Source organism: Bacillus sp. FSL K6-1106 (assembly GCF_038005245.1).
GTDB lineage: Bacteria > Bacillota > Bacilli > Bacillales > Bacillaceae > Bacillus > Bacillus altitudinis.
Genome location: NZ_JBBOSV010000001.1, coordinates 1,888,825 through 1,912,912 on the forward strand (window position 1 = coordinate 1,888,825; position 24,088 = coordinate 1,912,912).

The 24,088-nt window shown below is 42.1% G+C and carries 21 protein-coding genes, 1 tRNA gene and 1 pseudogene; 5 read left to right on the plus strand and 18 right to left on the minus strand.

The genetic code is table 11. From position 1 onward, the window contains the following. Positions 1-5: 5 nt before the first annotated feature. Together MHI20_RS10015 and MHI20_RS10020 are read right to left on the minus strand one after the other, a co-directional pair. The gene (locus MHI20_RS10015) at positions 6-1,007 is read right to left on the minus strand and encodes a FecCD family ABC transporter permease (RefSeq protein ID WP_025208010.1); all 1,002 of its coding nucleotides are present in this window, start codon (positions 1,005-1,007) and stop codon (positions 6-8) included. Then, positions 1,004-2,056 carry a FecCD family ABC transporter permease gene (locus MHI20_RS10020; protein ID WP_414642627.1) on the minus strand — a complete coding sequence of 351 codons (1,053 nt, stop codon included), beginning with the start codon at positions 2,054-2,056 and terminating at the stop codon, positions 1,004-1,006. Before MHI20_RS10020 ends, MHI20_RS10015 begins: the two co-directional genes overlap by 4 nt. Before the next feature lie 310 nt (positions 2,057-2,366). Between MHI20_RS10020 and MHI20_RS10025 the strand changes: the two genes are divergently transcribed. Next, the gene (locus MHI20_RS10025; RefSeq protein WP_340937934.1) at positions 2,367-3,776 is read left to right on the plus strand and encodes a polysaccharide deacetylase family protein; all 1,410 of its coding nucleotides are present in this window, start codon (positions 2,367-2,369) and stop codon (positions 3,774-3,776) included. Positions 3,777-3,792: 16 nt separating this feature from the next. Here MHI20_RS10025 and abc-f read toward each other — a convergent pair whose 3' ends face one another. The 4 genes from abc-f to MHI20_RS10045 form a co-directional block, all read right to left on the minus strand. Continuing rightward, positions 3,793-5,352 carry a ribosomal protection-like ABC-F family protein gene (abc-f, locus tag MHI20_RS10030; protein ID WP_256688731.1) on the minus strand — a complete coding sequence of 520 codons (1,560 nt, stop codon included), beginning with the start codon at positions 5,350-5,352 and terminating at the stop codon, positions 3,793-3,795. A gap of 396 nt (positions 5,353-5,748) precedes the next feature. Continuing rightward, positions 5,749-6,915, minus strand: a complete 1,167-nt coding sequence (locus MHI20_RS10035) for a macrolide family glycosyltransferase (RefSeq protein WP_340937939.1) — start codon at positions 6,913-6,915, stop codon at positions 5,749-5,751. Positions 6,916-7,342: 427 nt separating this feature from the next. Beyond that, on the minus strand, positions 7,343-7,894 hold the full coding sequence (locus MHI20_RS10040; protein ID WP_340937941.1) for a hypothetical protein: 552 nt from the start codon (positions 7,892-7,894) through the stop codon (positions 7,343-7,345). 499 nt (positions 7,895-8,393) lie between these two features. Further along, a tRNA-Arg gene (locus MHI20_RS10045) sits at positions 8,394-8,469 on the minus strand. Between the two features lie 252 nt (positions 8,470-8,721). Between MHI20_RS10045 and clpP the strand changes: the two genes are divergently transcribed. Then, positions 8,722-9,318, plus strand: a complete 597-nt coding sequence (clpP, locus tag MHI20_RS10050; protein WP_024719872.1) for an ATP-dependent Clp endopeptidase proteolytic subunit ClpP — start codon at positions 8,722-8,724, stop codon at positions 9,316-9,318. A gap of 55 nt (positions 9,319-9,373) precedes the next feature. Here the strand turns inward: clpP and MHI20_RS10055 are convergent, their stop codons facing one another. Further along, on the minus strand, positions 9,374-9,952 hold the full coding sequence (locus MHI20_RS10055) for an LOG family protein (RefSeq protein WP_340937943.1): 579 nt from the start codon (positions 9,950-9,952) through the stop codon (positions 9,374-9,376). Positions 9,953-10,088: 136 nt separating this feature from the next. Between MHI20_RS10055 and MHI20_RS10060 the strand changes: the two genes are divergently transcribed. Further along, positions 10,089-10,430 (plus strand): MazG nucleotide pyrophosphohydrolase domain-containing protein, encoded by a 342-nt coding sequence (locus MHI20_RS10060; RefSeq protein WP_039169100.1) that lies wholly within the window; start codon positions 10,089-10,091, stop codon positions 10,428-10,430. Positions 10,431-10,459: 29 nt separating this feature from the next. On the opposite strand, the gene MHI20_RS10065 is transcribed toward MHI20_RS10060, so the two are convergent. Both MHI20_RS10065 and MHI20_RS10070 read right to left on the minus strand, forming a co-directional pair. Next, a complete protein-coding gene (locus tag MHI20_RS10065) occupies positions 10,460-12,082 on the minus strand; it encodes a SulP family inorganic anion transporter (RefSeq protein WP_041507806.1) in 1,623 nt (540 codons plus the stop codon). Between the two features lie 37 nt (positions 12,083-12,119). Further along, positions 12,120-12,701 (minus strand): beta-class carbonic anhydrase, encoded by a 582-nt coding sequence (locus MHI20_RS10070; protein WP_039169096.1) that lies wholly within the window; start codon positions 12,699-12,701, stop codon positions 12,120-12,122. Positions 12,702-13,256: 555 nt separating this feature from the next. On the opposite strand from MHI20_RS10070, the gene MHI20_RS10075 reads away from it, so the two are divergent. Next, positions 13,257-14,234: a 2-hydroxyacid dehydrogenase gene (locus MHI20_RS10075; protein ID WP_039169103.1), complete on the plus strand. Its 978-nt coding sequence runs from the start codon at positions 13,257-13,259 to the stop codon at positions 14,232-14,234. Positions 14,235-14,576: 342 nt separating this feature from the next. Next, positions 14,577-14,903: pseudogene (locus MHI20_RS10080) on the plus strand (ribonuclease); the annotation flags it as partial. Positions 14,904-14,954: 51 nt separating this feature from the next. Here MHI20_RS10080 and MHI20_RS10085 read toward each other — a convergent pair. The 9 genes from MHI20_RS10085 to MHI20_RS10125 all read right to left on the minus strand — a co-directional run bounded on the left by MHI20_RS10085 (position 14,955) and on the right by MHI20_RS10125 (position 24,083). Further along, positions 14,955-15,698: an arylamine N-acetyltransferase family protein gene (locus MHI20_RS10085; RefSeq protein ID WP_340937950.1), complete on the minus strand. Its 744-nt coding sequence runs from the start codon at positions 15,696-15,698 to the stop codon at positions 14,955-14,957. 39 nt (positions 15,699-15,737) lie between these two features. After that, positions 15,738-15,995: an HPr family phosphocarrier protein gene (locus tag MHI20_RS10090; RefSeq protein ID WP_008348124.1), complete on the minus strand. Its 258-nt coding sequence runs from the start codon at positions 15,993-15,995 to the stop codon at positions 15,738-15,740. Positions 15,996-16,021: 26 nt separating this feature from the next. Continuing rightward, a complete protein-coding gene (gene whiA, locus MHI20_RS10095) occupies positions 16,022-16,972 on the minus strand; it encodes a DNA-binding protein WhiA (protein ID WP_008348125.1) in 951 nt (316 codons plus the stop codon). Positions 16,973-16,989: 17 nt separating this feature from the next. Next, complete coding sequence (locus MHI20_RS10100; RefSeq protein WP_008348128.1) at positions 16,990-17,949, minus strand: gluconeogenesis factor YvcK family protein; 960 nt, start codon at positions 17,947-17,949, stop codon at positions 16,990-16,992. Beyond that, a complete protein-coding gene (gene rapZ, locus MHI20_RS10105) occupies positions 17,950-18,837 on the minus strand; it encodes an RNase adapter RapZ (RefSeq protein ID WP_024719879.1) in 888 nt (295 codons plus the stop codon). Between the two features lie 39 nt (positions 18,838-18,876). Further along, a complete protein-coding gene (locus MHI20_RS10110) occupies positions 18,877-19,341 on the minus strand; it encodes an 8-oxo-dGTP diphosphatase (RefSeq protein WP_058336954.1) in 465 nt (154 codons plus the stop codon). Between the two features lie 358 nt (positions 19,342-19,699). After that, complete coding sequence (trxB, locus tag MHI20_RS10115) at positions 19,700-20,650, minus strand: thioredoxin-disulfide reductase (RefSeq protein ID WP_024719880.1); 951 nt, start codon at positions 20,648-20,650, stop codon at positions 19,700-19,702. A gap of 234 nt (positions 20,651-20,884) precedes the next feature. After that, positions 20,885-22,258 carry a C40 family peptidase gene (locus tag MHI20_RS10120; RefSeq protein ID WP_024719881.1) on the minus strand — a complete coding sequence of 458 codons (1,374 nt, stop codon included), beginning with the start codon at positions 22,256-22,258 and terminating at the stop codon, positions 20,885-20,887. A 364-nt stretch (positions 22,259-22,622) separates the two neighbouring features. Next, positions 22,623-24,083 carry a tetratricopeptide repeat protein gene (locus MHI20_RS10125; protein WP_041507811.1) on the minus strand — a complete coding sequence of 487 codons (1,461 nt, stop codon included), beginning with the start codon at positions 24,081-24,083 and terminating at the stop codon, positions 22,623-22,625. Positions 24,084-24,088 lie beyond the last annotated feature (5 nt).

The following is a 24,088-nucleotide window of genomic DNA, read 5'->3' on the forward strand; positions in this document are numbered from 1 at the left end:
CTTTCTTATTTTGTTTTTGTTAGTAAATAGAGAAAATAAGGTGCTCCGATAAAAGCCACAACCACACCTGCAGGGATGGCATTTGGGGCAAATATGGAACGTCCGAGTGTATCAGCACTGACCAAAATCAACAATCCAAGCAAGGCGCTCACTGGTAAAAAATATTGGTGCAGTGAGCCGACAAGACGCCTCGCCAAATGAGGTGCAACAAGGCCAATAAAACCAATTCCGCCTGTCATCGATACACTTGCACTCGCTAGACCAACAGCTAAGGTGAGAAGAAAAAGTCGTTTGCGCTCTACACGTACTCCGACACTTGAGGCGACGGCATCACCTAATGTTAACGCATTGAGTGTGCTGGACTGCATGAGCGTTAGCGGGACCAGACAAACAATCCAAGGCAGGAGCGCAAGTACATGAATCCAGTCTCTTCCCCATACATTTCCCACAAGCCACCTTGAAGCGAAGGTGTATGTATCTTCATCCAGTTTCAATGACAAATATAAAGTCAATGCACTAAACCCCGCAGCTACGGCAATTCCAACAAGGATCAGCCGGATAGGCACAAGCCCTTCATGCCTGTCGTACGCAAGAAGAACGATGACTGCCGCCGCAAGCAGACCTCCACCAAACGTAAAGAGCGGAATGAGTAAAGATGGATTTCCTTCTAGTACGTGAAAATACGTCACAAAGATGATTAAGCCGAATGCGGCTCCTGCATTCAGACCAATAATCCCAGGGTCGGCCAGTGGATTGCGGGATAAACTCTGCAAAATACCACCTGCGATGCCTAGACCTATTCCAGCTAGTATCGTCACGACGATTCGAGGCAGACGATAATCAAACAGCACCGTCTCACTTTGGAAATCTCCAAAGCCAAATAACGTTTTGACGACAACGAGAGGACTGAGTTTCAGCGTGCCGGTATTTAAACTATACAGCACGACAGCCGCACTCAGACAAAGCAAAACGGCTGTCACGACAAGAGCACGCCGTTTCTCTTTCATGACAGGTTCCTCCCTTCTTTTCTGGCAATATATAAGAAGAAAGGAACACCAACAAGTGCCACCATGACGCCAATGGCAAGCTCTCTTGGCGGATTTACTGTCCGGCTGGCAAGATCAGCGAAGACGAGAAGCATTGCGCCTAAAATCGCTGACATCGGAATGACGAAACGATAATTGACCCCAACCAGCTTTCGTGCAATATGCGGAATGACAAGCCCGACAAACCCAATAGACCCAACCGCCGATACAGAAACGCCTGCCAGCAGAACCGCAGCTGCCATACCTAGTATTCGCACTTGCCGGGTTTTCACCCCTAAATTCGCAGCTACATCTTCACCAAGTGATAATAACGAGAGGGATCGTCCTAATAACATCGCCCAAACGATGACAATGAGAATGACTGGAGCAAGGATCATCAGCTGCGGCCATTTGACACCTGCCACACCCCCTGCATACCAAAAAGCCAGATCCTGACTGAGATCAAAGTAAATGGCGATACCCGAGCTTAGCGCATGCAGCAATGCGGCAACAACAGCTCCAGCTACAGTGAGCCGAAGTGGAGTCAGCACGCCGCCAGCCGCCCCAATGGCAAAGATCAGCAGTGTACTGAGAACGGCACCAAAAAAAGAAAATAACATCAATGCCGAATAAGGCATTCCTGGAAAAAAAGCAAAACAGAGAGCGACTACAAACATCGCACCGCCGTTAATGCCTAATATCCCCGAATCTGCCAGCGGATTTCTTGTAATGCCTTGCATGAGCGCACCTGCCACAGCAAACGCCGCTCCAACAAGCGCCGCTCCTAGCACACGAGGAAGCCTTAATTCATGAATGATCTGCTGCTCTGTCACATGAGACTGATAGTCAAACACAGCTGTCCAGACCGTTTGCAAAGACAATGACTTTGCACCATAGGAAACAGCCAAAAACATAGCCGCCAATAAACCAATGACAGCGAGAAAAAACAATAAAAAGAACAAAATAGGTGATGATCGTTTTTGTTGAGATGTTCGCTTATCCGGCAAAATCGGTGTCATCCTTTTCTTCATTAAAAGTCAGTTTGAAAATGAGAATCATAATCATCAAAATTATAGCCGTCAGCCTCTGAAAAATCAATGTACGGCTCATTTTTTTAATTATTGAAGGTATTGGTAGACGGCAAATAAGAGAATTCTTTCCTTCTGCTTTTTCTCGTTCTGAAAGACCTATCAATTTTTACAGTATTTTAATAGGAAAATAGTTGACATTCCGCATGAAAATCCCCTAAAATTACAAAAGTAAGTCAATTGTTATAAAAATATTACAAACAGATGTCAAAGAAATAAAGAATGACCCGTCATGAGAGGAGAATTGAAAGTTGTGTCAGTAAAGGGAAAATGGAGTATCATCCTATTTGCGCTTGCCATCGTCATTGGAGCAGTTGCATTCTTTCAAAATCAGCAAGCAAGCGGTACAGAGAAGAAAAATGTGAAGCAGGATACGAATTATAAAAATGTTGAAATTGTCACTCTTGTAAATGACGGGAAGTTTATGAGATATGCGGTGAACTATCCACTTTTTCATCAAAAAAAGCTAGATGACAAGATTCAAAGCTATGCGAATTCAGCATTAGGGCATTTCAAAAAGACATTTAGTGAAGCAAAGGACATTGATGAAAACAAACGGTTTGAACTGAATATTGACTATGACATGGTGCACTATGCAAAACAATCTGCGGCCATTTATTTTACGACCTACACGTATACAGGTCAGCAAAATGGGACCACTCATCACGTCACAATCAATTTCGATTTTCAGAAAAAAGACTTTCTTGACACAAAAGATTTATTTCAACCAAAAAAGGACTATTTGAAAAAATTATCCTATATTACATACACGGAGCTTAAAAAAGATAAAACCTTATCTAAGGATCTATCACTCCTTCAAAAAGGAACAGCCCCTACTGGTCAAAACTTCAGTCAATTCGCCTTAAAAGAGAAATATATAGAGTTCTATTTCCCAGCTTCTCAAGTAGCCGCAAAGGACTTAGGTCCACAAACGCTGGCGATCAAAAAGACGTTGCTAAAAGATATCTTGAAGCCGGAATATATGAATAAGACCAAAAATCAGAATGAAATCAAAGAACCGAATCCAAAAAGAAAAGCCGTCAAGCTGCCGCAAAAGCCAAAGCTTGATCCGAATAAAAAAGCCATCGCACTCACATTTGATGATGGTCCAAACCCAGCCACAACGTCAACCATTTTAGCAGCGCTGAAAGAAAATAAAGGACACGCCACCTTTTTCGTATTAGGAAGCAGGGTTCAGTATTATCCTGGAATGCTTGCCGACATTTTAAAGGGCGGAAATGAGATCGGAAACCATTCATATAACCATCCTTTATTAACGAGACTCCCTCTAAAAGAAGCGGTCAAACAAGTAAAAGACACGCAGAAGCTGATTGAAAAGGCCAGCGGTTATACTCCTACGCACTTTAGACCGCCATATGGAGGAACAAATCCCGACATCAATCAAGCGGTGGACATGAACGTTTCATTGTGGGATGTCGATCCTGAAGACTGGAAAATTCGCAACAGCCAGCAGATCACAAGCCATGTTCTCTCACATGCAGCAGATGGCAAAACCGTACTCATGCACGATATTTATGACAGCTCTGCTCGAGCAGCAGTGAAGATCATACATGAACTCACCAAACAAGGCTACCAGCTTGTCACAGTCAGCGAACTTGAACAATTGAAAAAAGAACGAAACGAACAGACCCCTGTGCAGTAAACACAGGGGCTTTTTTTTATGACTCTAACAACTTCTTTCTTTTTAACAATGCTTGAAACGTCTCTTCAAGCTCACGAGAAGGCTCGATGCTTAAACGACTGAGCACTTCAGACAGCTGCATATCAATCAGCAAGAGCTCTTCTTCTTTCTTTGTAGCAGTTGGCTTTTCTTCCTTTTGTTTATATTCTTCATAGGTGCCATCAAAGCGTTCAATGGTACCCTCATGCACATGAAGAATACGAGTAGCCACCTGCTCAATGAGCCTCCTGTCGTGGGAGACAAACACAACTGTGCCCGGGTAATCTTTTAAAAGTCCTTCAAGCGCTTCTACTGCCGCAAGGTCTAAAAAGTTCGTCGGTTCATCAAGCATCAGAACATTGGCATCACTGACGAGCAACTTTGCAAGCATCGTCTTCACTCGTTCCCCGCCGCTTAATACGTTCGTCAGCTTATACACATCGTCTCCCCGAAACCCAAGTCTCGCTAAAACGGTGCGAACGATCGTCTCATCTTGAATCGCCTGTTCCAGTGCATTTTGTAAGATCGATTCATCTAGATTCAGTCCTGAAAGATCTTGGCTGAAATAGCCAATCTTCACGGCTTCTGAACGAAAAATCCCGGGATGTCCGTTTACAAGCATTCGGAGAAATGTCGTTTTACCGCTCCCATTCTTCCCAATGATCGCGACTTTGTCTCCGCCTCTCACTTCAACATTCGCCTTTTTCCAAAGGACTTTATCTCCTGCCATGCCATCTACATGTTCGACACGAAAAATGGAGCGGCTTGCCACTTCCTTCATGGTGTGCTGCGTCATTTGAAGAGGCTGGACTTCCTTTACCTTCTCCACCTTTTCTAATTTCTCCATTCTTGTTTCAATAGATTTGGCTGTTTTTTGAAGCTTTTTTTGCTTGTTTGCATAATAAGGCTTTGCAATTTTAGGCCCCGAGGATTTCAGCTTTGGAGATGGCTTTGTCGCTTTGTCGGCTTTTTTCATTTTCTTTTGCAGTGCATGTTCTAACTGTTTTTTCTTTTGGGTATACACCTCGTACGCCTCCACGTGCTGGCGATGTTCGAGTTCTTTTTGCCGGGCAAAATCGCTGTAGTTGCCTTTGTATAGTTTGAGCTTCCCATCTTCCAATTCCCAAATGTCTGTACATAACGCATCTAAAAAAGCACGGTCATGCGAGACGACAATCAGAGCACCTTGATGATGACGAAGCTTTTCTTCTAGCCACTCAATATGCTCCGTATCTAAATGAGTCGTGGGTTCATCGGCTAATAAAAGGGCAGAAGGCCGGCTTAAAGCTCTTTCAATATAAGCTTGTGTCATCTCTCCGCCACTTTGTCTGCCATCTCCTGTCTTTAGTTGAGGAAGCAGCGTACAAGTTGTAGTGTGTGCAAATGTGCCGCTGTCTGGTTTTTCCCTACCCGCTAGTACATGGAGCAATGTCGTTTTCCCACTGCCATTTGTCCCTACAAGGCCGATTCGGTCCCCTTGATGAATGGCGAGCTCCTCTATATCAAATAACAAACGATCCTTTCGAAATACTTTTAATTGGTGGGCTCTCAGTAACATCCAACCCTCTCCTTTCGTATCAGGAGACATGAAAAAGCCTCCCATTCTCAGAATAGGAGGCAAAATGGTGTACAAAAATAAGCGTATCGATACAGAATGACATGCGGTTCAACAAATGAGCACACATATCCCCCGTATCCATCACTTCAATCTTTGATTCCCAAGCTGTACCATCCTATTCCGAAGCTAAAAAATGAAAACGCAGCAAACATAGCAACACATATCGTTTGCTCACTGCCTTCGTTCTTTCATTTTGCTTACAGGTCATAGGATTAGTACTTCATTGCATTGGGTCACCCTTCCGTCGTTTGTTACGTATACGATAAAAGATTGGTTATTTTTTGTCAAGTGGGTTTCCTATTAAGACAGACTGGCCAACTTGGGTAAACACCTTACCTATTGCATCTGTTTCGCTTGCATAAACTGATCAATGACACGTAATGCTTTTTCTGTTCCACCTGCTGTTTGGAAACTTTCTTCAATCTTTTCAATCCCAGCACGGTATGTGTCACTTCCGAGTACACTCTCTACAGTATCTCTCAACTGCCTTGCTGTCAGCTCGTCTTTATCGAGTGCACGAGCAGCAGAGAGATCCGTCAGTCTTTTTGCCACCATCGGCTGATCTTTGTCAACCGGGATGACAACCATTGGAACATGATAATGAATACCTTCATTGACACTGTTCATCCCGCCGTGGGTCACAAACACATCTGTCAGTTCAAGGACTTCAAGCTGCGGCACATAAGGCTCGATGAAAAAATGAGATGGCGCTTCTTTTAGGAGAGACATGTCGATTTTTTCACCAGTTGCGAGAATCACTTTTCCATCAAAGTCGGCAAAGGCATCAATACACATATTAAAGAATGCTTCAGTATCTCCAAGAACCGTTCCCATTGAAATAAAGACAACCTTCTCCCGCTCAAGCGCTTCTAATGGGAAATCGTGCTGGTCAGCACGTTTTAGAAAACTCGGTCCAATGAAAACAAACGAATCATCCAATGCATCAACAGACGGCTGAAAATATTCACTTGTATACACCATATTCAGTTCGCCGCGGTTTTTCATGAATTGCATCAAATGCTTTGGCTGAACGCCAAAACGTTCATGTATTTCTTCTAACAAATGAGCCGCCTTCTCATCTTTTCTGTATAGCGGTGTATCAAAATGCGCCTCCTGCAGCACAAAAGAAGGATTCGAACCGATGCCTGGAATCTGTAAGTAATCCCGCACAAGCTCACCTGCTCCAAACATATCAAAATAGACCAAATCAAATGAATGCTGTTGAGAAAGAGTTTCCACCACTTCTAAAATGTCTAATGACGTTTGTAGCATGGCATGAAAAAATGGCTGCATGGACTCCAAATCGTCTTCCTCCACACTTAATGTCCGAATATAATCTGGATGTATATGTATGTGAGCGCCTAAGCGTTTGATCCGTTTTTGATAATGTTCAGTTGTGACCACATGCACTTCATCACCTCGATCAACAAATGCTCTTATCATCCCTAACATTGGATTCACATGTCCTTCAGCTGGGAACGTAATCATTAAAACCTTCGCCACAAGAATCCCCTCCTTATTGTCAATTCTCTTCCATGTTAATCTTATACAGTGATCAGGCTCAACAAATACGCCTGAAAAGGGCAGAAATGAGTCTTATGGCTAGTATTTTAAGAGGATAGCAGAAAAAAAGACAAAGCCTCCTAACAAGCACTTTGTCTTTTTCACATTTTGGTTTGAGCAGACTGTTTTTAGACAGAGACCAGATCTGCATAGATAAATTCCTTGATTGAGCAGTACATGACATGTCCTTGCTTCACCGCTTGATTTTTATTCCATACACTGCTGTTCGTAATATCAAGTTTTGGCTCTCTTCCATCCTTTGTTGGTACAAGTAAGTATTAGTGCACTTGCTTTAGCTTTATTCCCAATATATAGCGGTATTTCACACTGTTATTTTAATTATTCCTTTGTAACTGTGTTTCGATATTTATTCAAAGCATGCTGAATATACATTTCCTATATTGAAAAATTCAAGCAGCGCTCTTTTTGCTTCAGGACTAGCATTTTTCGCTGCTTTATTTACAGCTGCTTTTACAGCATTCCCCTTACTTTTTCCCGCCTGTCTGGCGGCCTTATACGCTGGAATTAATGTTTTAACAAATTTTGTAGCACCTCCTGCAGCTTTTATTGCGGACTTGACTTTTGCAATTTTTGCTATTGGTATAACATTGGTTATAATGGCAGTTCCAACCGCGGAAATACAACCAACTACACCCATAGTAACAACCTCACCTTGTCGTTGAAGAGGGATATTAGAGTTCTCTTCCAACCATTTAAATACGGCTTCATCCCCTTTGGCTATAACGCTGTCAGGTAAAGCTTCAATCGCCAATAAAACCTCTAGCAACTCTTGATACTCTTCATCCACTTCTGATTTAGGACTAATTGCTGTTGCATTCGCAGTAAAAATCGTTGACAATAGCATGAAAAGAGCTGTTATGAAGCATATTACACTCTTCTTATGAAAAATAGTTTCCATCCAATATACCCCTTCCTTGTTTATTTTTTGAATACGAGGTAAAAATATCATATTATAATAATTGTTTCAATTTTATAGATTCATATTGGAGGGATATTTTGTGAAAGTCTTGGAGAAATACAGTTATTTAATCATCATTCTTTGTCTGGCGGCAATGATATTCACAAACTTCACTGTGAATGACAACACAATAAAAAATACTGTATCTGTGATTGGATTTATCATTGTTCTTCTTACAATTATACCTGCGGCTATTTACAGGAAAGGCCAAAAAGGCAGGTAACCCCTTTATAGCAATCAACCCCATTCTTATGTTAAGAGTGGGGTTGATTTTATTATACTCGGATAGATGTTGCTGGCTTGCAGCCAAACCATTTTATCACTTGCTTATCCTAACTTTATTAGAAGAAAACGATCAATTCGATTAAACATAAAAAACCCCTCTTCATATGAAGAGGGATTCATGAAAGACCTTTATCATCGTAAGCAAGGTCAAGTACGCGCTCGGAGGGATTCGAACCCCCGGCAGACGTGGTACCGGAAACCACCGCTCTATCCAACTGAGCTACGAGCGCACGATATGTTTTTTGAACGTCAGCATATCAAATTATAAGGGAAATGCTGCAAGAAAGCAATGATTAATCGCTATCCCTGTCGATGCATTTTCTTCATTCCCATACATATACTCATATGATGGTTTGAAGTGGAAGAGTTTTGGGGAAAATGGATAGGGTATTTGATTTTAGGTCAGCGTTTTGTTTGACCTTTATTGACCAAAAATGTATCATTGAATTACATACTTACCTAAAAGGTGAAGGAGGAACATTATGAATTTAATACCTACAGTCATTGAGCAAACAAATCGTGGGGAAAGAGCTTACGACATTTATTCTCGTCTTTTAAAAGACCGTATTATCATGCTTGGTTCTGCGATCGATGACAATGTTGCCAACTCCATCGTATCACAGCTTCTCTTCTTAGAAGCCGAAGATCCAGAAAAAGATATTTCTATCTACATTAACAGCCCTGGCGGTTCGATCACAGCTGGTATGGCCATTTACGATACGATGCAATTTATTAAACCAAAGGTATCAACTATTTGTATTGGTATGGCTGCATCTATGGGTGCGTTCCTACTTGCTGCTGGTGAAAAAGGTAAGCGTTATGCCCTTCCAAATAGTGAAGTGATGATTCACCAACCACTAGGTGGTGCGCAAGGTCAAGCAACAGAAATTGAAATTGCGGCAAAACGAATCCTTTCTTTACGCGATAAACTGAACCAAGTACTTGCTGAACGTACTGGTCAGCCAATTGAAGTCATTGAGCGCGATACAGATCGTGACAACTTCAAAACAGCGGAAGAAGCACTTCAATACGGACTCATTGACAAAGTCTTGACCCGTAATTCAGAAGAACAAAAATAATCACAAAACAAACCGTCTGCTCTTTGAACAGACGGTTTTTTGTTGTGCATCTGTTTTAAGATAGCTCCGTCCATTTCTGCTGAAGAGACGGTGTTTGATAAGAAGCCATCTGTGAAATCAATTCTTCCGGTTCTCCAGAGGCATGCAGCAATTGAAGGTGTGATTCATTCGAAAAACCTTCCTGTACACTAAACGTCACCATGTCGAGGAGCGGTTTGAAGTACTGATTCACTTGATACAATCCGATTGGCTTTTGATGGATACCAATTCGCGCCCAGCAAAGCACCTCAAATAATTCTTCAAATGTACCAAAACCACCTGGCATGGCAATAAACCCATCGGCCAGCTCGCTCATTTTCGCTTTTCGTTCATGCATTCCTTTGACTTCAATGAGTTCAGTAAGCTCTTGATGCACAACCTCCCCTCTAAAAAGCCCTTTTGGCATGACTCCGATCACTTGCCCGCCGTTTTTTAATACCTCATCCGCTATAGCGCCCATTAAGCCAATTCGTGAGCCACCGTATACAAGACGGATTCCTTGCTCTGCCATATAAGCCCCTAGCTCGACAGCTTTTTGTTTGTAGATGTCATTCACACCTGGATTCGAACCAGCAAACACACAAATCGTTTTCATCAAAACAGCTCCATCTCTCTCTATGATTTCTTCACCCACTCATTCTACTATAATTCATTGTAAAGAAACAGCCGCTCCATCTATATATAGTGTAAAATCAGAAGGTGAACACCATATAAGGAGCTGTATAAAGAGAATGCAAACAACTGAAATGGAAAAATGGATCAAAGATTTCTACAAAATGAGAAATTGGACAGAATACGGGCCGTTTATCAGGTTAGGTTTCCTGATGGAAGAAACAGGAGAACTCGCTCGTGCAGTCAGGGCGGTCGAAATTGGACGCGATCGACCTGATGAGAAAACACAGGAGGTCGCCGCGTTAAGAAAGGACCTTATTGAAGAAATGGGGGATGTCTTAGGAAATCTACTAGTTCTAGCTGATCTCTATGATGTAACAGTAGAAGAGGTCTTCTCTTCCCATCAACAGAAACTTACACAACGGTTTTCTAGTGAAAAAGAGCAGGTAAAAAGCACGTGACCGACATGTCACGTGCTTTTTTTAGCCTTTTATAGCTGCTGTGGTGAAATATCATCCGTTCGTTCAAAGAAATGCTGCTTTCCAATGTGATGGAAAAGACCGGTACGATGCAAAAGCTCTTTTGGCTGTGATTGAAGCCCTACAATCATCAATTTTCCATTGTGATGCTTTAATCGATTGGAAATGTTCATCAGAACCGCTTCTGCTGAGGTGTCCATATAATTCACTTTGTTCATAAGCAAAATGAGTGTTTTCGGCTTTGTCTGAACATGATCCAAAATCGAATTTTCCAATGAATCGGTTGTACCGAAAAAGAGTGGCCCTTCAATCGAATACATACTAATCCCTTTCTGATCGGTCTCCCTTTCTAAGGCAGCCGCCGTTTCGATTTGAGGAACAGCGACATTTGTGTGGATATTCGTTGTCTGGCTCATTTTTTTGATAAAGGCGATAAACGCTAAAATGAGACCTGCAGTCACGCCAATAATCAAATCACCGATGACCGTCAGCAGGAAGGTCACGACGAGCACAAGGGAATCCGCATTTTTGACTTTGACAATATTGATAAACTCTTTTTTCTCACTCATATTCCACGCCACAAACATCAAAATCGGTGCCATGGCAGCAAGCGGAATCATCGATGCATATGGTGCAAATAACATTAAGATGAGCAAGACGACGACACCATGCACAACTCCTGAAATGGGGCTTGCTCCGCCATTTTTAATGTTTGTTGCCGTACGAGCAATCGCTCCAGTCGCTGGAATCCCTCCGAAAAGCGGTGCCGCCATATTGGCAATTCCTTGCCCGACGAGTTCTTTATTGCTGTCATGTTTAGAACCTTTCATATTATCAGCTACCATCGCGGACAAGATGGACTCCACGCCGCCCAAAAGCGCAATGACAATAGCCGGCGGTAGCAAATAAATTATTTTTTCAATCGTTAATTCAGGGAAAGCGAAAGTTGGCAGCTGACGAGGGATTTCGCCATATGCAGAGCCGATGGTTTCAACTTGTCCTTGAAAAAAGAGAACAGCTATAAATGTTGAAACGAGTAGACCTAATAGAGCACCAGGTATTTTGGGAATATATTTTTGTGCCGCCAAAATCACGATGAGCCCAACAATCGCTGTGAGAATGGCGAGACTGTTTGCGGTACCGAGATGGACCACGATCTCTCTCATATTGAGGAAAAAGCTTTCATGCTTTTCAACACCCTTTAATCCGAGGAAGTTGGCAATCTGTCCTGAAAAAATAATGACAGCAATGCCAGCAGTAAAGCCGATGATAACCGGACGAGGAATAAATTTCATGAGCTTTCCTAGTTTGAATATTCCGAATAAGACAAGCATACAGCCTGCCATAAAACCAGCAATGAGTAAGTTTTCGATACCGTACTGGCTGACGATCCCGAATAAAATTGGAACAAATGCCCCGGTCGGTCCGCCGATCTGATACTTTGAACCACCAAACAATGAAATCAAAATGCCGGCAACGATGACTGTGTATAATCCATATTCTGGTCCGACACCAGATGCAATGGCAAAAGCCATGCCTAAAGGAATTGCCACAACGCCCACGACAAGCCCAGCGATTAAATCGCGTCTAAACTTTGATGAATCATAACCTTCAAATCTTCCATAAAAACGCATGGTATGTGTTGGCCTCCTTCAAGTATGTGTAGATGATTTAGGTATATTGCGGGTCGATCTGTTTATCTTTTATAACGACATCCAGCTTTCCTGTTGCCGGATGAATCACTAGTCCATGAACAGCTACATCACTTGGCATGAGCGGGTGCTCTTTGACTAATTTCACACTTTGAGATACGCTCTCTTCCACTGAATCAAAGCCTGTCAGCCAGCCCTTTAAATCGACACCTGCGCTTTTCACAATGCTCAAACACTTTTCCTCAATTCCCCGTGCTTTTGCCTTTTCAAGTAAAGGGTCTGCCGCAAGGCCTGCCATTCCGCATTCATGATGTCCGACAATGCATACTTCCTCTGCTTTCAGCTCATAAATGGCTAGTAAAATACTCCGCATGACACTGCCAAATGGATGTGTGACGATGGCTCCTGCATTTTTAATGATCTTCGCATCACCGTTACGAAGCCCCATGGATTGGGGTAATAATTCCAACAGGCGTGTGTCCATACAAGTTAATATAACCAATTTCTTCTCAGGAAATTTTCCCGCCTTGAAAGGCTCATACTGTCTCTCTTTCACAAAGTCTTCATTGTGCTGAAGAATCTGTTCTAATGTTGATCCCATCCTGTCATCTCCTATCTTTTTTAAGTGATTGTAACGCCTTACCTGGCCTCCTTTTCCCTTGTGTGTTCTCAAGCATAGAGAAGAAAAATGATAGAAAAAAAAGAAAAAAATGAGAAAACGATGAGAGAATATGTAAGCATTTTCTCTATTTTGCTCTTTGTTCCGCTTCAGCACAGGGGAGAGGCGGCTTTTGCTTTCAAACAATGGCTTTCATTTCAACAAAAGACGATGAAATGGTTTAGTAGAAAATGACCATCCCGTTTAATACACTGCAAATATAATAAATTTTCTATCAAAAAGTCTCGATCTATTTTCCAGTTTGTCAGATTATCTCTCGAAACATCTAACATTTTTCTATGACTCATCTACTAATCCCTCGTTTTTCTACATCATAAAAAGACATCAGCATTTACTCTTTCACTATAAAAATCTCTCCTTTTCAGTTATTTCAGTATATTAAATATTGAGCAGCTCATATTCAAACGTGTACTGCCAAAATAGTTGCTTTATAATAAAAAGAGAAAGATGACCATGTGAAAGGAGCGAGTTGTGATGATGAAACCACATATTTTTGTCGCCAAACCCTTACCTGCCTCTTTTGAAGACATGCTAAAGGCACATTGTACATACGAGGTATGGCAGTCAAAGGATCCGATCCCAAGAGATCTGTTATTTGAGAAGCTGCAGAAGGCTGATGGCCTTTTAACATCTGGTACGAAAATTGATCAAGATTTATTAGATCACGCACCCCAACTCAAGGTGGTGAGCAATAATTCAGTCGGTTATGACAATTTTGATCTAGAAGCCATGAGACAAAGAGGCGTGATTGGTACGCACACGCCTTATACACTCGATCATACCGTTGCTGATCTTGCCTTTTCTCTCATTCTCTCTTCTGCGAGGAGAATTGCCGAGCTTGATCGTTTTATCCGTAAGGGAAAATGGACAAAATTTGTTCAAGAGGAAGATATATTCGGCATTGATGTCCATCATCAAACGCTTGGGATCATTGGGATGGGACGAATCGGTGAGCAAGTAGCCAAACGAGCCGCTCATGGTTTTGATATGAACGTCCTCTATCACAACCGGAGCCGGAACGAGAAAGCCGAATCGGCATATGGCGCTGTATATTGTGCACTGGATGACTTGCTGAAGCAAGCTGATATCATTGTGTTAATCACACCACTGACGGATGAGACGTACCATATGATAGGAGAGCGGGAATTGAAATTAATGAAGCCGACAGCTTTATTCGTGAACATCTCCCGCGGAAAAACCGTCGATGAGAAAAGCCTCATTCAAGCACTGCAGGAAGGGTGGATTAAAGGAGCTGGTCTGGATGTGTATGAGCAAGAACCGCTTCAGGAAGATCATCCTTTCAAAGAGATGGACAATGTCACCCTTGCCCCGCATATCGGTTCCGCTACTGAAACGACAAGAGATCTTATGCTGAAACGAGCCATTCATAATGTGCTTCATGGAATTGACGGCAAAGCCCCTGTTGATATTGTGAAGGAGCTTGCCTCATCTTAATTGAAAAAAGGCGCAGGGAACTGCGTCTTTTTGTTTACGTCATCTAGAGACAGTAGGTCAAAAATCCTCATTTTTTCCAATCTCCTGATTCTTTACATTCTCTTCATATGCCGGTGCTATAATATGAGGTAGACAAGCATCAAGAGGACGGCATCCTATTTCCTTTTGAGGAGGATCAAGATGAAAAAAATAAGTTCGATTTTTACTCTGTTCGCTCTGATTGCTGCCATTCTGTTTTCTGGATTTATCCCGCAGCAAGTCCATGCAGAAACACCACTTACACCCACAGCCACAAATGAGACTGCTTCCGTACAGCTTGCACCAGACCTTCGTACCCTTGCCGTCATTAATACCTTTGATGGTGTAGCAGATTACTTAATCCGCTATAAACGACTACCTGATAATTACATCACCAAATCACAAGCGAGCGCCCTCGGATGGGTGGCATCAAAAGGAAATTTAGCTGAAGTCGCGCCGGGCAAAAGCATCGGTGGAGACGTATTCTCTAATCGGGAGGGACGCCTTCCATCCGCTAGTGGCCGTACATGGCGTGAAGCCGACATCAACTACGTCTCCGGTTTCCGTAATGCTGACCGCCTAGTATACTCAAGTGACTGGCTCATTTATAAAACAACCGATCACTATGCGACATTTACGAGGATTCGTTAATCAATGAAAAAGACAGCCCTAAGTCAAAAGGGCTGTCTTTTTTCATATTGTTTACGGAAGCAGTTTTTGTACGTACTCCTCAAACGGTTGTGAGAGTGGTTTCTTCGATACTTCTTCCTGTTCATGTATCGTGACATGATCCTCTGTCACGATCACACGACCTGTTGGTGTCAGTTTGGATGCAAGCAGCCTTTTGTTAAAAGGAGAGGCTTCATTTTCATAAATCTCATGCCGCAATTGCACAAGTGTATCTTCACCGACTTCTTTTAATGTGAAAGCATAACCTGTTTCAGCACCTGCTCCCCTATCCAATTGGAGTAGATGGGTTCCTTTTTCTGTTTCCTCTGCGTTCACGCGAAAACGAAGGGACGGTGCTTCCACCCATTCACCTGTAAAAGGGACGGGCTGAAGGGGTAAATTCACACCAAATCCTGCATCAATGAGGTAGCGCTCATGGTGATGTTGAAAGACGATGGCTACATGCGTCCCATCCAGTGCCCACTTCTCTGCTTCTTTGTTATATACGGTCCCTTGAACGAGCTGTACAGCGAGACCTGCCTCTTTTAAGACATAATATAAGAGCGGATTGAGGTCATAGCAAAGCCCACCTCTGCTGCCTTCCAGAAGATGATGCTTCAAACCTTCTTGATCCAAAGCATAGGCGTGTTTACCCACCACAGATCTATTTTCAAAAGGAAAGGTATAAGCCATCTTCCTTAGTAAATCTGGCAATTGATCAAACGTAATGGACGCGGCTTCATATCCAATTTTCTGTAAAAAGGCTGATTGAATCACAGCTTTCCCTCCTAAAAAAACTGAGCCCTTGAAAGAGACTCAGTTTTCTTGATTGATAAAATCCGTTAACGCATCGATGGCTTCTTGTTCATCTGCTCCATCAGCTATTAGTTTGACGGTGACCCCAGAGCTAATCGCAAGACTCATCAGTCCCATAATACTCTTCGCATTGACCTTTTTCCCATCTTTCTCTAGAAAAATATCAGCACCAAAACGATTGGCTTCTTGAACGAACAAAGCAGCCGGACGTGCCTGCAAACCCGTTTTCAGCTGAATTGTGACCGTTTTTTCCACCATATGATCTGCCTCCCTTTTTTATTTCCCTATTTGAGTGTAACAGCTTGTCCGTTTCTTAATTGTTCTGCAATTTGATCTAGCTTTCTTAAACGGTGATTAATGCCTGATTTGCTGATCTTGCCGCTTTCCACCATTTCGCCAAGTTCCTTTAGTGTGACTTCTTGGTAGTCAATACGCAGTTGCGCAATTTCACGCAGCTTATCTGGCAGGGCGTCTAGTCCAATCTTTTCGTCAATGAATTGAATATTTTCAACCTGGCGCAGTGAGGCACCGATCGTTTTATTCAAGTTTGCTGTTTCACAATTGACGAGCCGGTTCACAGAATTCCTCATATCTCGGACGATGCGCACGTCTTCAAAACGAAGCAATGAGTTATGAGCACCCACAACACTTAAGAATTCCGTAATTTTCTCCGCTTCCTTCATGTATGTGATAAAGCCTTTTTTGCGTTCAAGTGTTTTACTGTTAAGATGGAATTGATTCATGAGCTCACAAAGGGCATCATTATGTTCTTTGTATAGTGAAAAAATCTCAAGGTGATACGAAGAGGTTTCTGGATTATTCACAGAACCTCCTGCTAAAAAAGCACCTCTCATATAGGAACGCTTGCAGCATCTTTTCTTCACAAGTTCTTCTGAAATGTTGCGTTCAAATACAAATTGTTCACCTAATATCTTTAGGTCCTCTAAAATGGTTTTCGCTCGTTCTACCAGTCTGACAATATACACATTATTCTTTTTTAATCTCATTTTTTTACGAACGAGCAGCTCGACAGTCACATCGTATTTCTTTTTCAAAAGGGTATAAATACGTCTTGCAATGGCTGCGTTCTCTGTCTGTATATCTAAAATCAATTTTCGATTAGAAAAAGATAATGAACCGTTCATACGGATGAGGGCAGAAAGCTCTGCTTTTGTGCAGCAGTCCTTCACTTCCAGATTAGTCAGCTCTTTTTTTGTTTCGGATGCAAATGACATCCTTGCCACCCCCATTCCTATTTTTTCTGATGCAGCAAATCGACAAGCAGCGCAGCTACTTTCAACGTATCATGACGAATCACATGCTGGTCATATGTAATGATTTCCCCAGGGATGACTTCTAGTCCCATGGCTTTGAGTACATCTGTGTCGAATTGTACAGGCTGCGCCTGTTCTTCTGCATATTTTGCTTTGATTTCTTCTGGAATTTCTTTATTGTTCACAAATATCGTATCGATAAATGGTCGGTCCATATGATCGTTTAGTGCCTGCACATGATCAGCTGCACTGTAGGAAAGCGTTTCCCCCGGCTGTGTCATGACATTGCAAATATACACTTTTTTCGCCTTAGAACGAATCACTTCTTCGCCAATATGCGGTACAAGCAGATTGGGCAAAATACTGGTATACAAGCTGCCAGGTCCAAGGACGATCAAGTCGGCTTCACGAATGACTTGAATCGATTCTGGGAGCGGCTCAATCGTATCGGGTGTGAGGAACACTCGTTTAATTCGCTCACCATAGGTTGGGATTTTTGATTCTCCCGTTACCACTTGCCCGTTTTCTAATTCCGCATGAAGAACAACACTTGAATTCGCTGCTGGCAATACTTTTCCTCTCACATTTAAGACCTTGCTCATTTCTGTGACGGCATGAAAAAAATCACCGGTTATATTCGTCATAGCCGCAAGAATGAGATTGCCGAGAGAGTGGCCTGTTAAGTCATTCCCTTTATTAAAACGGTGCTGAAATAAATCTTCTACAAGCGGTTCGACATCAGAGAGTGCCGCAAGTACATTTCGAATATCGCCTGGAGGCGGAATATTCAAATCATGTCGCAGTCTGCCTGAGCTGCCTCCATCATCAGCTACCGTCACAATGGCGGTAATGTCCACTGGCTTTGTCTTTAATCCTCTAAGTAAAACAGATAAGCCAGTGCCTCCGCCAAGAATGACCACCTTTGGAAGTGTCGTCATCTATTTTCTGCTTCTCTTTTCAATGTCCCGGTGAGTGACATGTGTATAGTAGTCATTTTTAAAATACTCCGATAAGTAGTTCGCTAGCGTCACTGATCGATGCTGTCCGCCTGTACAGCCAATGGCAATAACAAGTTGGCTTTTTCCTTCTCGTTTATAGGACGGTAGCATAAAGCTGAGAAGGTCGATTAATTTCTCTGTGAACTTTTGCGTTTCACTCCACTTCATGACATAGGAGCGTACTTCTTCATCGTTTCCAGTCTGTGGACGCATGCTCTCAATATAGTAAGGATTCGGCAGAAATCTCACATCAAATACAAGATCAGCATCAATCGGCAGACCGTATTTAAAACCGAAGGACATCACATTCACTGTAAACACCTGCCCTTGGCTCGTGGCAAAGTGTGCAACAATTTTTTCTCGAAGCTGTTTGGGTTTTAAATCCGATGTATCAAAAATCATTTGAGCCCGGCCTTTTAACTCTTCTAACAGATCGCGTTCCATCTCAATTCCTTCGAGCGGCAAACCTGTAGTCGCAAGGGGATGAGAACGTCTCGTTTCTTTATATCTTGAGACAAGCACCTTATCGTTTGCATCTAAAAATAGAATCCTTGGTGTGATCCAGCCGATATCACTCATCTCATCTAAGGCAGCAATTAAGCTATCAAAGAATTCGCGTCCGCGCAAATCCATCACAAGGGCCACCTTGCTCATCTTTGAATTGGATTCCTTCATGAGCTCTAGAAACTTCGGTAAAAGTGATGGCGGTAAGTTATCCACACAAAAGTAACCTAAGTCTTCAAAGCTTTGGATGGCAACGGTTTTCCCCGCACCTGACATTCCTGTAATAATCACAAGCTGAATATCATCTTGTTTGTGCGTATTCATGCCTGCTCCCTCTCCTTCTTTATGAAAACGGTTCATTTATTAGTCTCCTTGAGGATCTAATCGATAAGCAATCAGCTCAAAATCTGGTGTATACGTAAAAGTGCCGTGGAGAAGTCCTTTCCCTTTCAACATGAAGTCAAGAATATGGGAATCTCCTGGAGCCATCGGCAAGCTAGGCACATCTTTTACATCATGCCATTTTAAAATGCCTTCTTCCGACTCTGATACGTTTTTTCCTGTAAAGGAATCTGCCATAAAGGTGAACATCATCCACTCTTGAACGATTTGATCGCCTTCTTTTATGATAAAGGTAAACACGCCTTTTAGCTGCGGATTTAAAATATAAATGCCTGTTTCTTCTCTAAATTCTCGAACGACTGAATCCTTGACCGATTCTCCGCTCTCCATTTTGCCGCCAGGTGCTACCCACCAGCCTCGTCTTGGCTTTTGCAGCAAGAGAACTTGATCATCGTGATGCAGCACACAATTGGTTACTCGTTGCATCAGCTGTCACCTACTCTTTTATGTCTTTTTCTTATTATACAGGTTCATCATGGCTCCCACAATGAACATGCCCGTTCTTCACTGAAAACAGACAGGTTTTCGTATGAATATGGTGACGGGCACTTTCTCTATTCTTTATTTTACAACATCTAACGGTTCTCCATGCGTCATTTGTGAACATCTCGTGAATTTCTGATTTTAAGCAAAAAAAAAGGACACGGATTCACATCCGTGCCAAACATGTATTCCTTATAAAAGGGGGTCAATTACTAGTTTCATCATAACGGATAATTGTTTCACCCGTGTTACATTCCAGTTAAAAGCCCGTGACGCAATATTAAGGATTTACGACAGCTGTTTATTTCATTGCTTTTAGCTTTTCAGCAAGCTCTTCTACATAATGCTGTGCACTCTGTGCTGCAATACTTCCATCACCTGTTGCTGTGACGATTTGACGAAGTGTTTTCTCACGAATGTCTCCAGCTGCGAAGATTCCTTCAACTTTTGTTTCCATTCTTTCGTTCGTCTCAATGTAGCCCTCTGCATTTGTAATCCCTAGATTTTCAAATGGTTTAGACAGCGGCAGCATACCGATGTAGATAAAGACGCCATCTGTTTTGAAGTCTTCTTCCTCACCTGTCACGGTATCAATTAATGTCACACTGCCGACTTTCCCGTTTTCTTCATTGATTTCTTTAACGGTTTTGTTCCACATAAAGTCGATTTTTTCATTATCAAATGCACGTGCTTGTAAGATGCTTTGGGCACGAAGTTTGTCGCGTCTATGGACAATAGTGACTTTAGATGCAAAGCGAGTGAGGTAAACACCCTCTTCTACTGCTGAGTCTCCTCCGCCAATCACGACAAGCTCTTTGTTTTTAAAGAAGGCTCCATCACATACCGCGCAGTATGATACGCCGCGGCCGCCAAGTTCTTTTTCGCCTGGTGCACCGATTTTTTTGTATTCAGCACCTGCCGCAATAATGACAGAGCGTCCTTTGTATTCTTTGGAACCAGCTTTGACGATTTTGTACTCTTCACCATCTACAATTTCTTTAATATCGCCATACGCATACTCGGCACCGAATTTCTTTGCATGCTCAAACATTTTATTTGAAAGTTCCGGCCCTAAGATGCTTTCAAAGCCCGGATAGTTCTCGACATCTTCCGTATTCGCCATTTGGCCGCCTGGAATTCCTCTTTCAATCATCAGTGTTGAAAGATTTCCCCGTGATGTATAAACAGCGGCTGTCATTCCGGCAGGACCCGCTCCAATGATGATCGTATCGTAGATTTTTTCTTCTGACACAACTGTCACTCCCTCTTCAATTGCTGCTAGCATTTCTTATTAGAATGCCCTTGGGTGATGCTTCCATTCATGACAGAGAGCATCATTTCCACTCTTAGCTTTTATTCCTTACCCATATCCTATTAAATCTGCGGGTAATAAGCGAATCATTTGCTCATATCTTCAAAAAAAGAAAAAGCTTCCTTAAACTGCTGTTTAAGGAAGCCTGTTTACGGTTATATAGTAAGTAATGATTTATTCAACGACTCTTCTTACAACGCCATTGAATGCTTTTTTCCAGTAAACGTTGCTCATAGAGTCAACTGAAACACCGCGAGAGCTATTATCGTTCAAGAATGTACCGTTTCCTAAGTAAATACCAACGTGTCCATTTACTTTATACGTATCAAAGAACACAAGGTCTCCGCGTTTCATGTCAGATGCACTTACAGCTCTTCCTTTACCTACAAGCGTATCTGTTGTTGTACCGCCAACTGGTCCAAGGTTGATGCCTGCTGATGCAAATGCCCAGCGAACGAATGAAGAACAGTCAAAACGACGTGCGTCAATATCGGCTTGTGATCTGCCGCCGCCCCATTTATATGGAGATTGTCCTACAATGGTAGAACCTGTGCTGATCGCACCTTCGATTCCGCCTACGTTATTGCTGACAGGTGATCCACCGCCAGAAGATGGCTTTTTGCTTGGTGAACTGCTGCTATTGTTATTTGAAGATCCACTGTTATTTGAAGAAGAACCGCTGTCGTTATTAGAGCTGTTGTCTTCTGCTTGAACACTAGCTTGACGCTGCTGTTGTCTTTGTGCTTTTTCTTCTTTTGCTTTTTGAGCAGCTTCTCTTGCTTCTTTTTCAGCTTGTTTTTGAGCAGCGATTGTTGCGTCTTTTTCAGATGCAATGCTGTTTGCCTCAGTGTTTAACTCGCTGATTTGAGAAGAAGCACTTCCTTTTTGCTTTTTCACTTGCTTGAATAGCTTGTCTTTCTCATCAAGCTGTTTATTTAAGTCTGTTTGAAGTGTTTCAAGCTTTGCAAGCGTCTTTTGAACATCTTCAAGCTTTGTATTTAATTCGTTTTCAGACTTTTGTAATTCTGCTTTGTCTCTTTCTTGTTCTTTAATGATTTCGCTGTCTGCGTTGATTAATGTAGATACAGCACCTGCACGGCTGATGAAATCGCTAAAGCTTTTTGCTCCTAGTAATACATCTATGTATTTCGTAGAACCACCGCTTTCTTGAAGCGCACGTACACGCTTTTTCAAGAATTCGTTTCTTTCTTCGATACGTTTTTCTGTATCAGCAATTTCTTTTTTCAGTGCTTTGATTTCTTTTTTTGTTTTTTCGTTTTCTTTTTGTTTTTCTTCGATTTGATCACTTGTTTTTAAAGCTTTTTCGTCAATTTCTTTTAGCTTTAGCGCAAGTGCCTCTTGTTTTGCCTCAAGCTTTGAAAGCTCTTCTTTTTTCTTTTGAAGATTCTTGTTTACCTCTGACTGCTTGCTGTCTAGTTCTTGTTTCTTTTGTTCAAAGTTCTGTGCATTTGCTTCATGAGTAAATGGAATAAATAAACCGCTCGCTCCAATCACCGAAGCTAAACCGAAAGTAATAAACTTTTTCACGTATAGTTCCTCCTTTGACAATTTCCCAAGCGACATGAGAAAGCAGCAAATTCTCTGCGACCAATCTGTGCTTCCTGTGTCTTTCTTCCTGATGATTCAGTCAGATGTTGACCAGATTGTTTCTATCACTAGGTGTTGCATTATGTATAGTAAAATATTTAAATATATGTCTTTGTTTTAATCCACGAGTTTCATTATACATGACACATCGACAAAATGAGCTAATATTTTTATTACATTTATGTTTCAAATAGATGTCGAGATTGTCATACTTCGCCAAATCCTAGCAAATCCCACCTTTTTATCCAAGAAAAAAGCATGACCTTTTCGGCCATGCTGCTGTTATCTGAATCTATTTACCTATTCAAACCATGAACGCACAAATAATATTCTCATATTTTGACAGCGTTTGAACGCTGATCTGAAAAGAAGCTGCGATCTCTTTTTTGCTGACAGCTGATTCTTCTTGTTCATTCATCCATAGATAATAAGAAGCTGCTGCCCATGCAATGGCATTTTTCTTCTCTACGCCTGAAGCGCGTGCTTGCTGAATAATATGGAATAACCAAAAATATGGCATGTGGCTATCAGGCTGCACCGCTTCTTCCAAAGCAGATGCCGCCTGTTTTGCGAAGACCGCATCTTCTGAAAACGATCGTTCTTCCATTTGATCTTCATATAAAAGTAACTCAATAAACTGCTGTTCAAAGGCCGTTTTCGCAGCGCGGGAATCAAGAACAGATTGCAAGACGTCACGTTCACCTTTTTGTTTGCTGACATAGTAGGCAGTGAGTCGTTCCTCAATTGAAACCATTGGCTCAGACTCCTCTGGTTTATCTTGCCACGGCTTGATTTCATCTGCATCAATATCTTCTTCCACCATCTTATCCCAGACGGTTTGCGCCAGCGTTTTGTGGCCCGTATAATAGGCTGCACTTGCCAGCCAGTATAAAAACGTACTATCACCTTGGAAACCTGTTTTATACAAAGAATAAAGCCATTTAAATGCCCATTCAAATTCTCCAACAAGGGCAAATGTTGCGCCAAGCTTATAACGCTGTTCACTTAATATTGGATACACGTGCGTTAATTGCTTCGCTAACAGATTGACCTTTTCTTCTTCTTTTTCATAATGATAGAAAACAAGCTGATTACAAAGGGCATGCAGATTACCGGGATTTTCATGAAGGACCCGGTTCAACATTTCTTTTGCCTGATCGATTTGGCCAGAATAAAAATAGGCCAAAGCGAGATTATTATACGCTGACCAAAACTCTGGATACTCAACAATCATCTGTTCCAGCATCTCGATTGCTTCATCCAGCCTGCCGCTTTCTAGCAAATGGTTGGCTTGATCCTGCTTTACAATCAGATCATCCTGATCATAAGGAAAATCTTCATCAACATCGTCACTCATATCAAGCAGATCGAGGAGATCGTCATTTTCATCTGCAAATTCCCCGTCTTCTTCCAGCGCAGCATAAGCAGTGGCGCATCTATATGCCTCTTGAAACAAACCGAGATTCGCATAATTATTGGCTTTAAAGTAGTGACACTCTGACATATTCTCATCCAAGTGTTCAAGGATAAAATCAAGCAGTTCATTTGATTGTTGGTAATGACCCATTTCAGTATAAATAATGGCAAGCTGCGACAGCATTTCTACATTTTCAGGCTCAAGAACGATGGCCCGCTGTATCAGCTTACTTGCCCTAGACAGATTTCTTTCTCTATATGCTTTTAGACCTTTATGAAAAAAGTAATGCCCATCTTGGAATAGCTGGACGACTTGTGTGTGATTATTTTGAGAAGTGTATTTACTCACCGATA

Coding starts and splice junctions, on each gene's coding strand:
- MHI20_RS10090 (WP_008348124.1), bottom strand. CDS start 15,995: ATGGTGGAAAAAACGGTCACAATTCAGCTGAAAACGGGTTTGCAGGCA.
- MHI20_RS10065 (WP_041507806.1), bottom strand. CDS start 12,082: ATGCGTTTTTATGGAAGATTTGAAGGTTATGATTCATCAAAGTTTAGA.
- MHI20_RS10055 (WP_340937943.1), bottom strand. CDS start 9,952: ATGAAAACGATTTGTGTGTTTGCTGGTTCGAATCCAGGTGTGAATGAC.
- MHI20_RS10075 (WP_039169103.1), top strand. CDS start 13,257: ATGAAACCACATATTTTTGTCGCCAAACCCTTACCTGCCTCTTTTGAA.
- abc-f (WP_256688731.1), bottom strand. CDS start 5,352: ATGTTACTGAGAGCCCACCAATTAAAAGTATTTCGAAAGGATCGTTTG.
- MHI20_RS10100 (WP_008348128.1), bottom strand. CDS start 17,949: ATGACGACACTTCCAAAGGTGGTCATTCTTGGCGGAGGCACTGGCTTA.
- MHI20_RS10110 (WP_058336954.1), bottom strand. CDS start 19,341: ATGCAACGAGTAACCAATTGTGTGCTGCATCACGATGATCAAGTTCTC.
- clpP (WP_024719872.1), top strand. CDS start 8,722: ATGAATTTAATACCTACAGTCATTGAGCAAACAAATCGTGGGGAAAGA.
- MHI20_RS10060 (WP_039169100.1), top strand. CDS start 10,089: ATGCAAACAACTGAAATGGAAAAATGGATCAAAGATTTCTACAAAATG.
- MHI20_RS10015 (WP_025208010.1), bottom strand. CDS start 1,007: ATGAAAGAGAAACGGCGTGCTCTTGTCGTGACAGCCGTTTTGCTTTGT.
- MHI20_RS10070 (WP_039169096.1), bottom strand. CDS start 12,701: ATGGGATCAACATTAGAACAGATTCTTCAGCACAATGAAGACTTTGTG.
- rapZ (WP_024719879.1), bottom strand. CDS start 18,837: ATGAATACGCACAAACAAGATGATATTCAGCTTGTGATTATTACAGGA.
- whiA (WP_008348125.1), bottom strand. CDS start 16,972: ATGTCATTTGCATCCGAAACAAAAAAAGAGCTGACTAATCTGGAAGTG.
- MHI20_RS10020 (WP_414642627.1), bottom strand. CDS start 2,056: ATGAAGAAAAGGATGACACCGATTTTGCCGGATAAGCGAACATCTCAA.
- MHI20_RS10040 (WP_340937941.1), bottom strand. CDS start 7,894: ATGGAAACTATTTTTCATAAGAAGAGTGTAATATGCTTCATAACAGCT.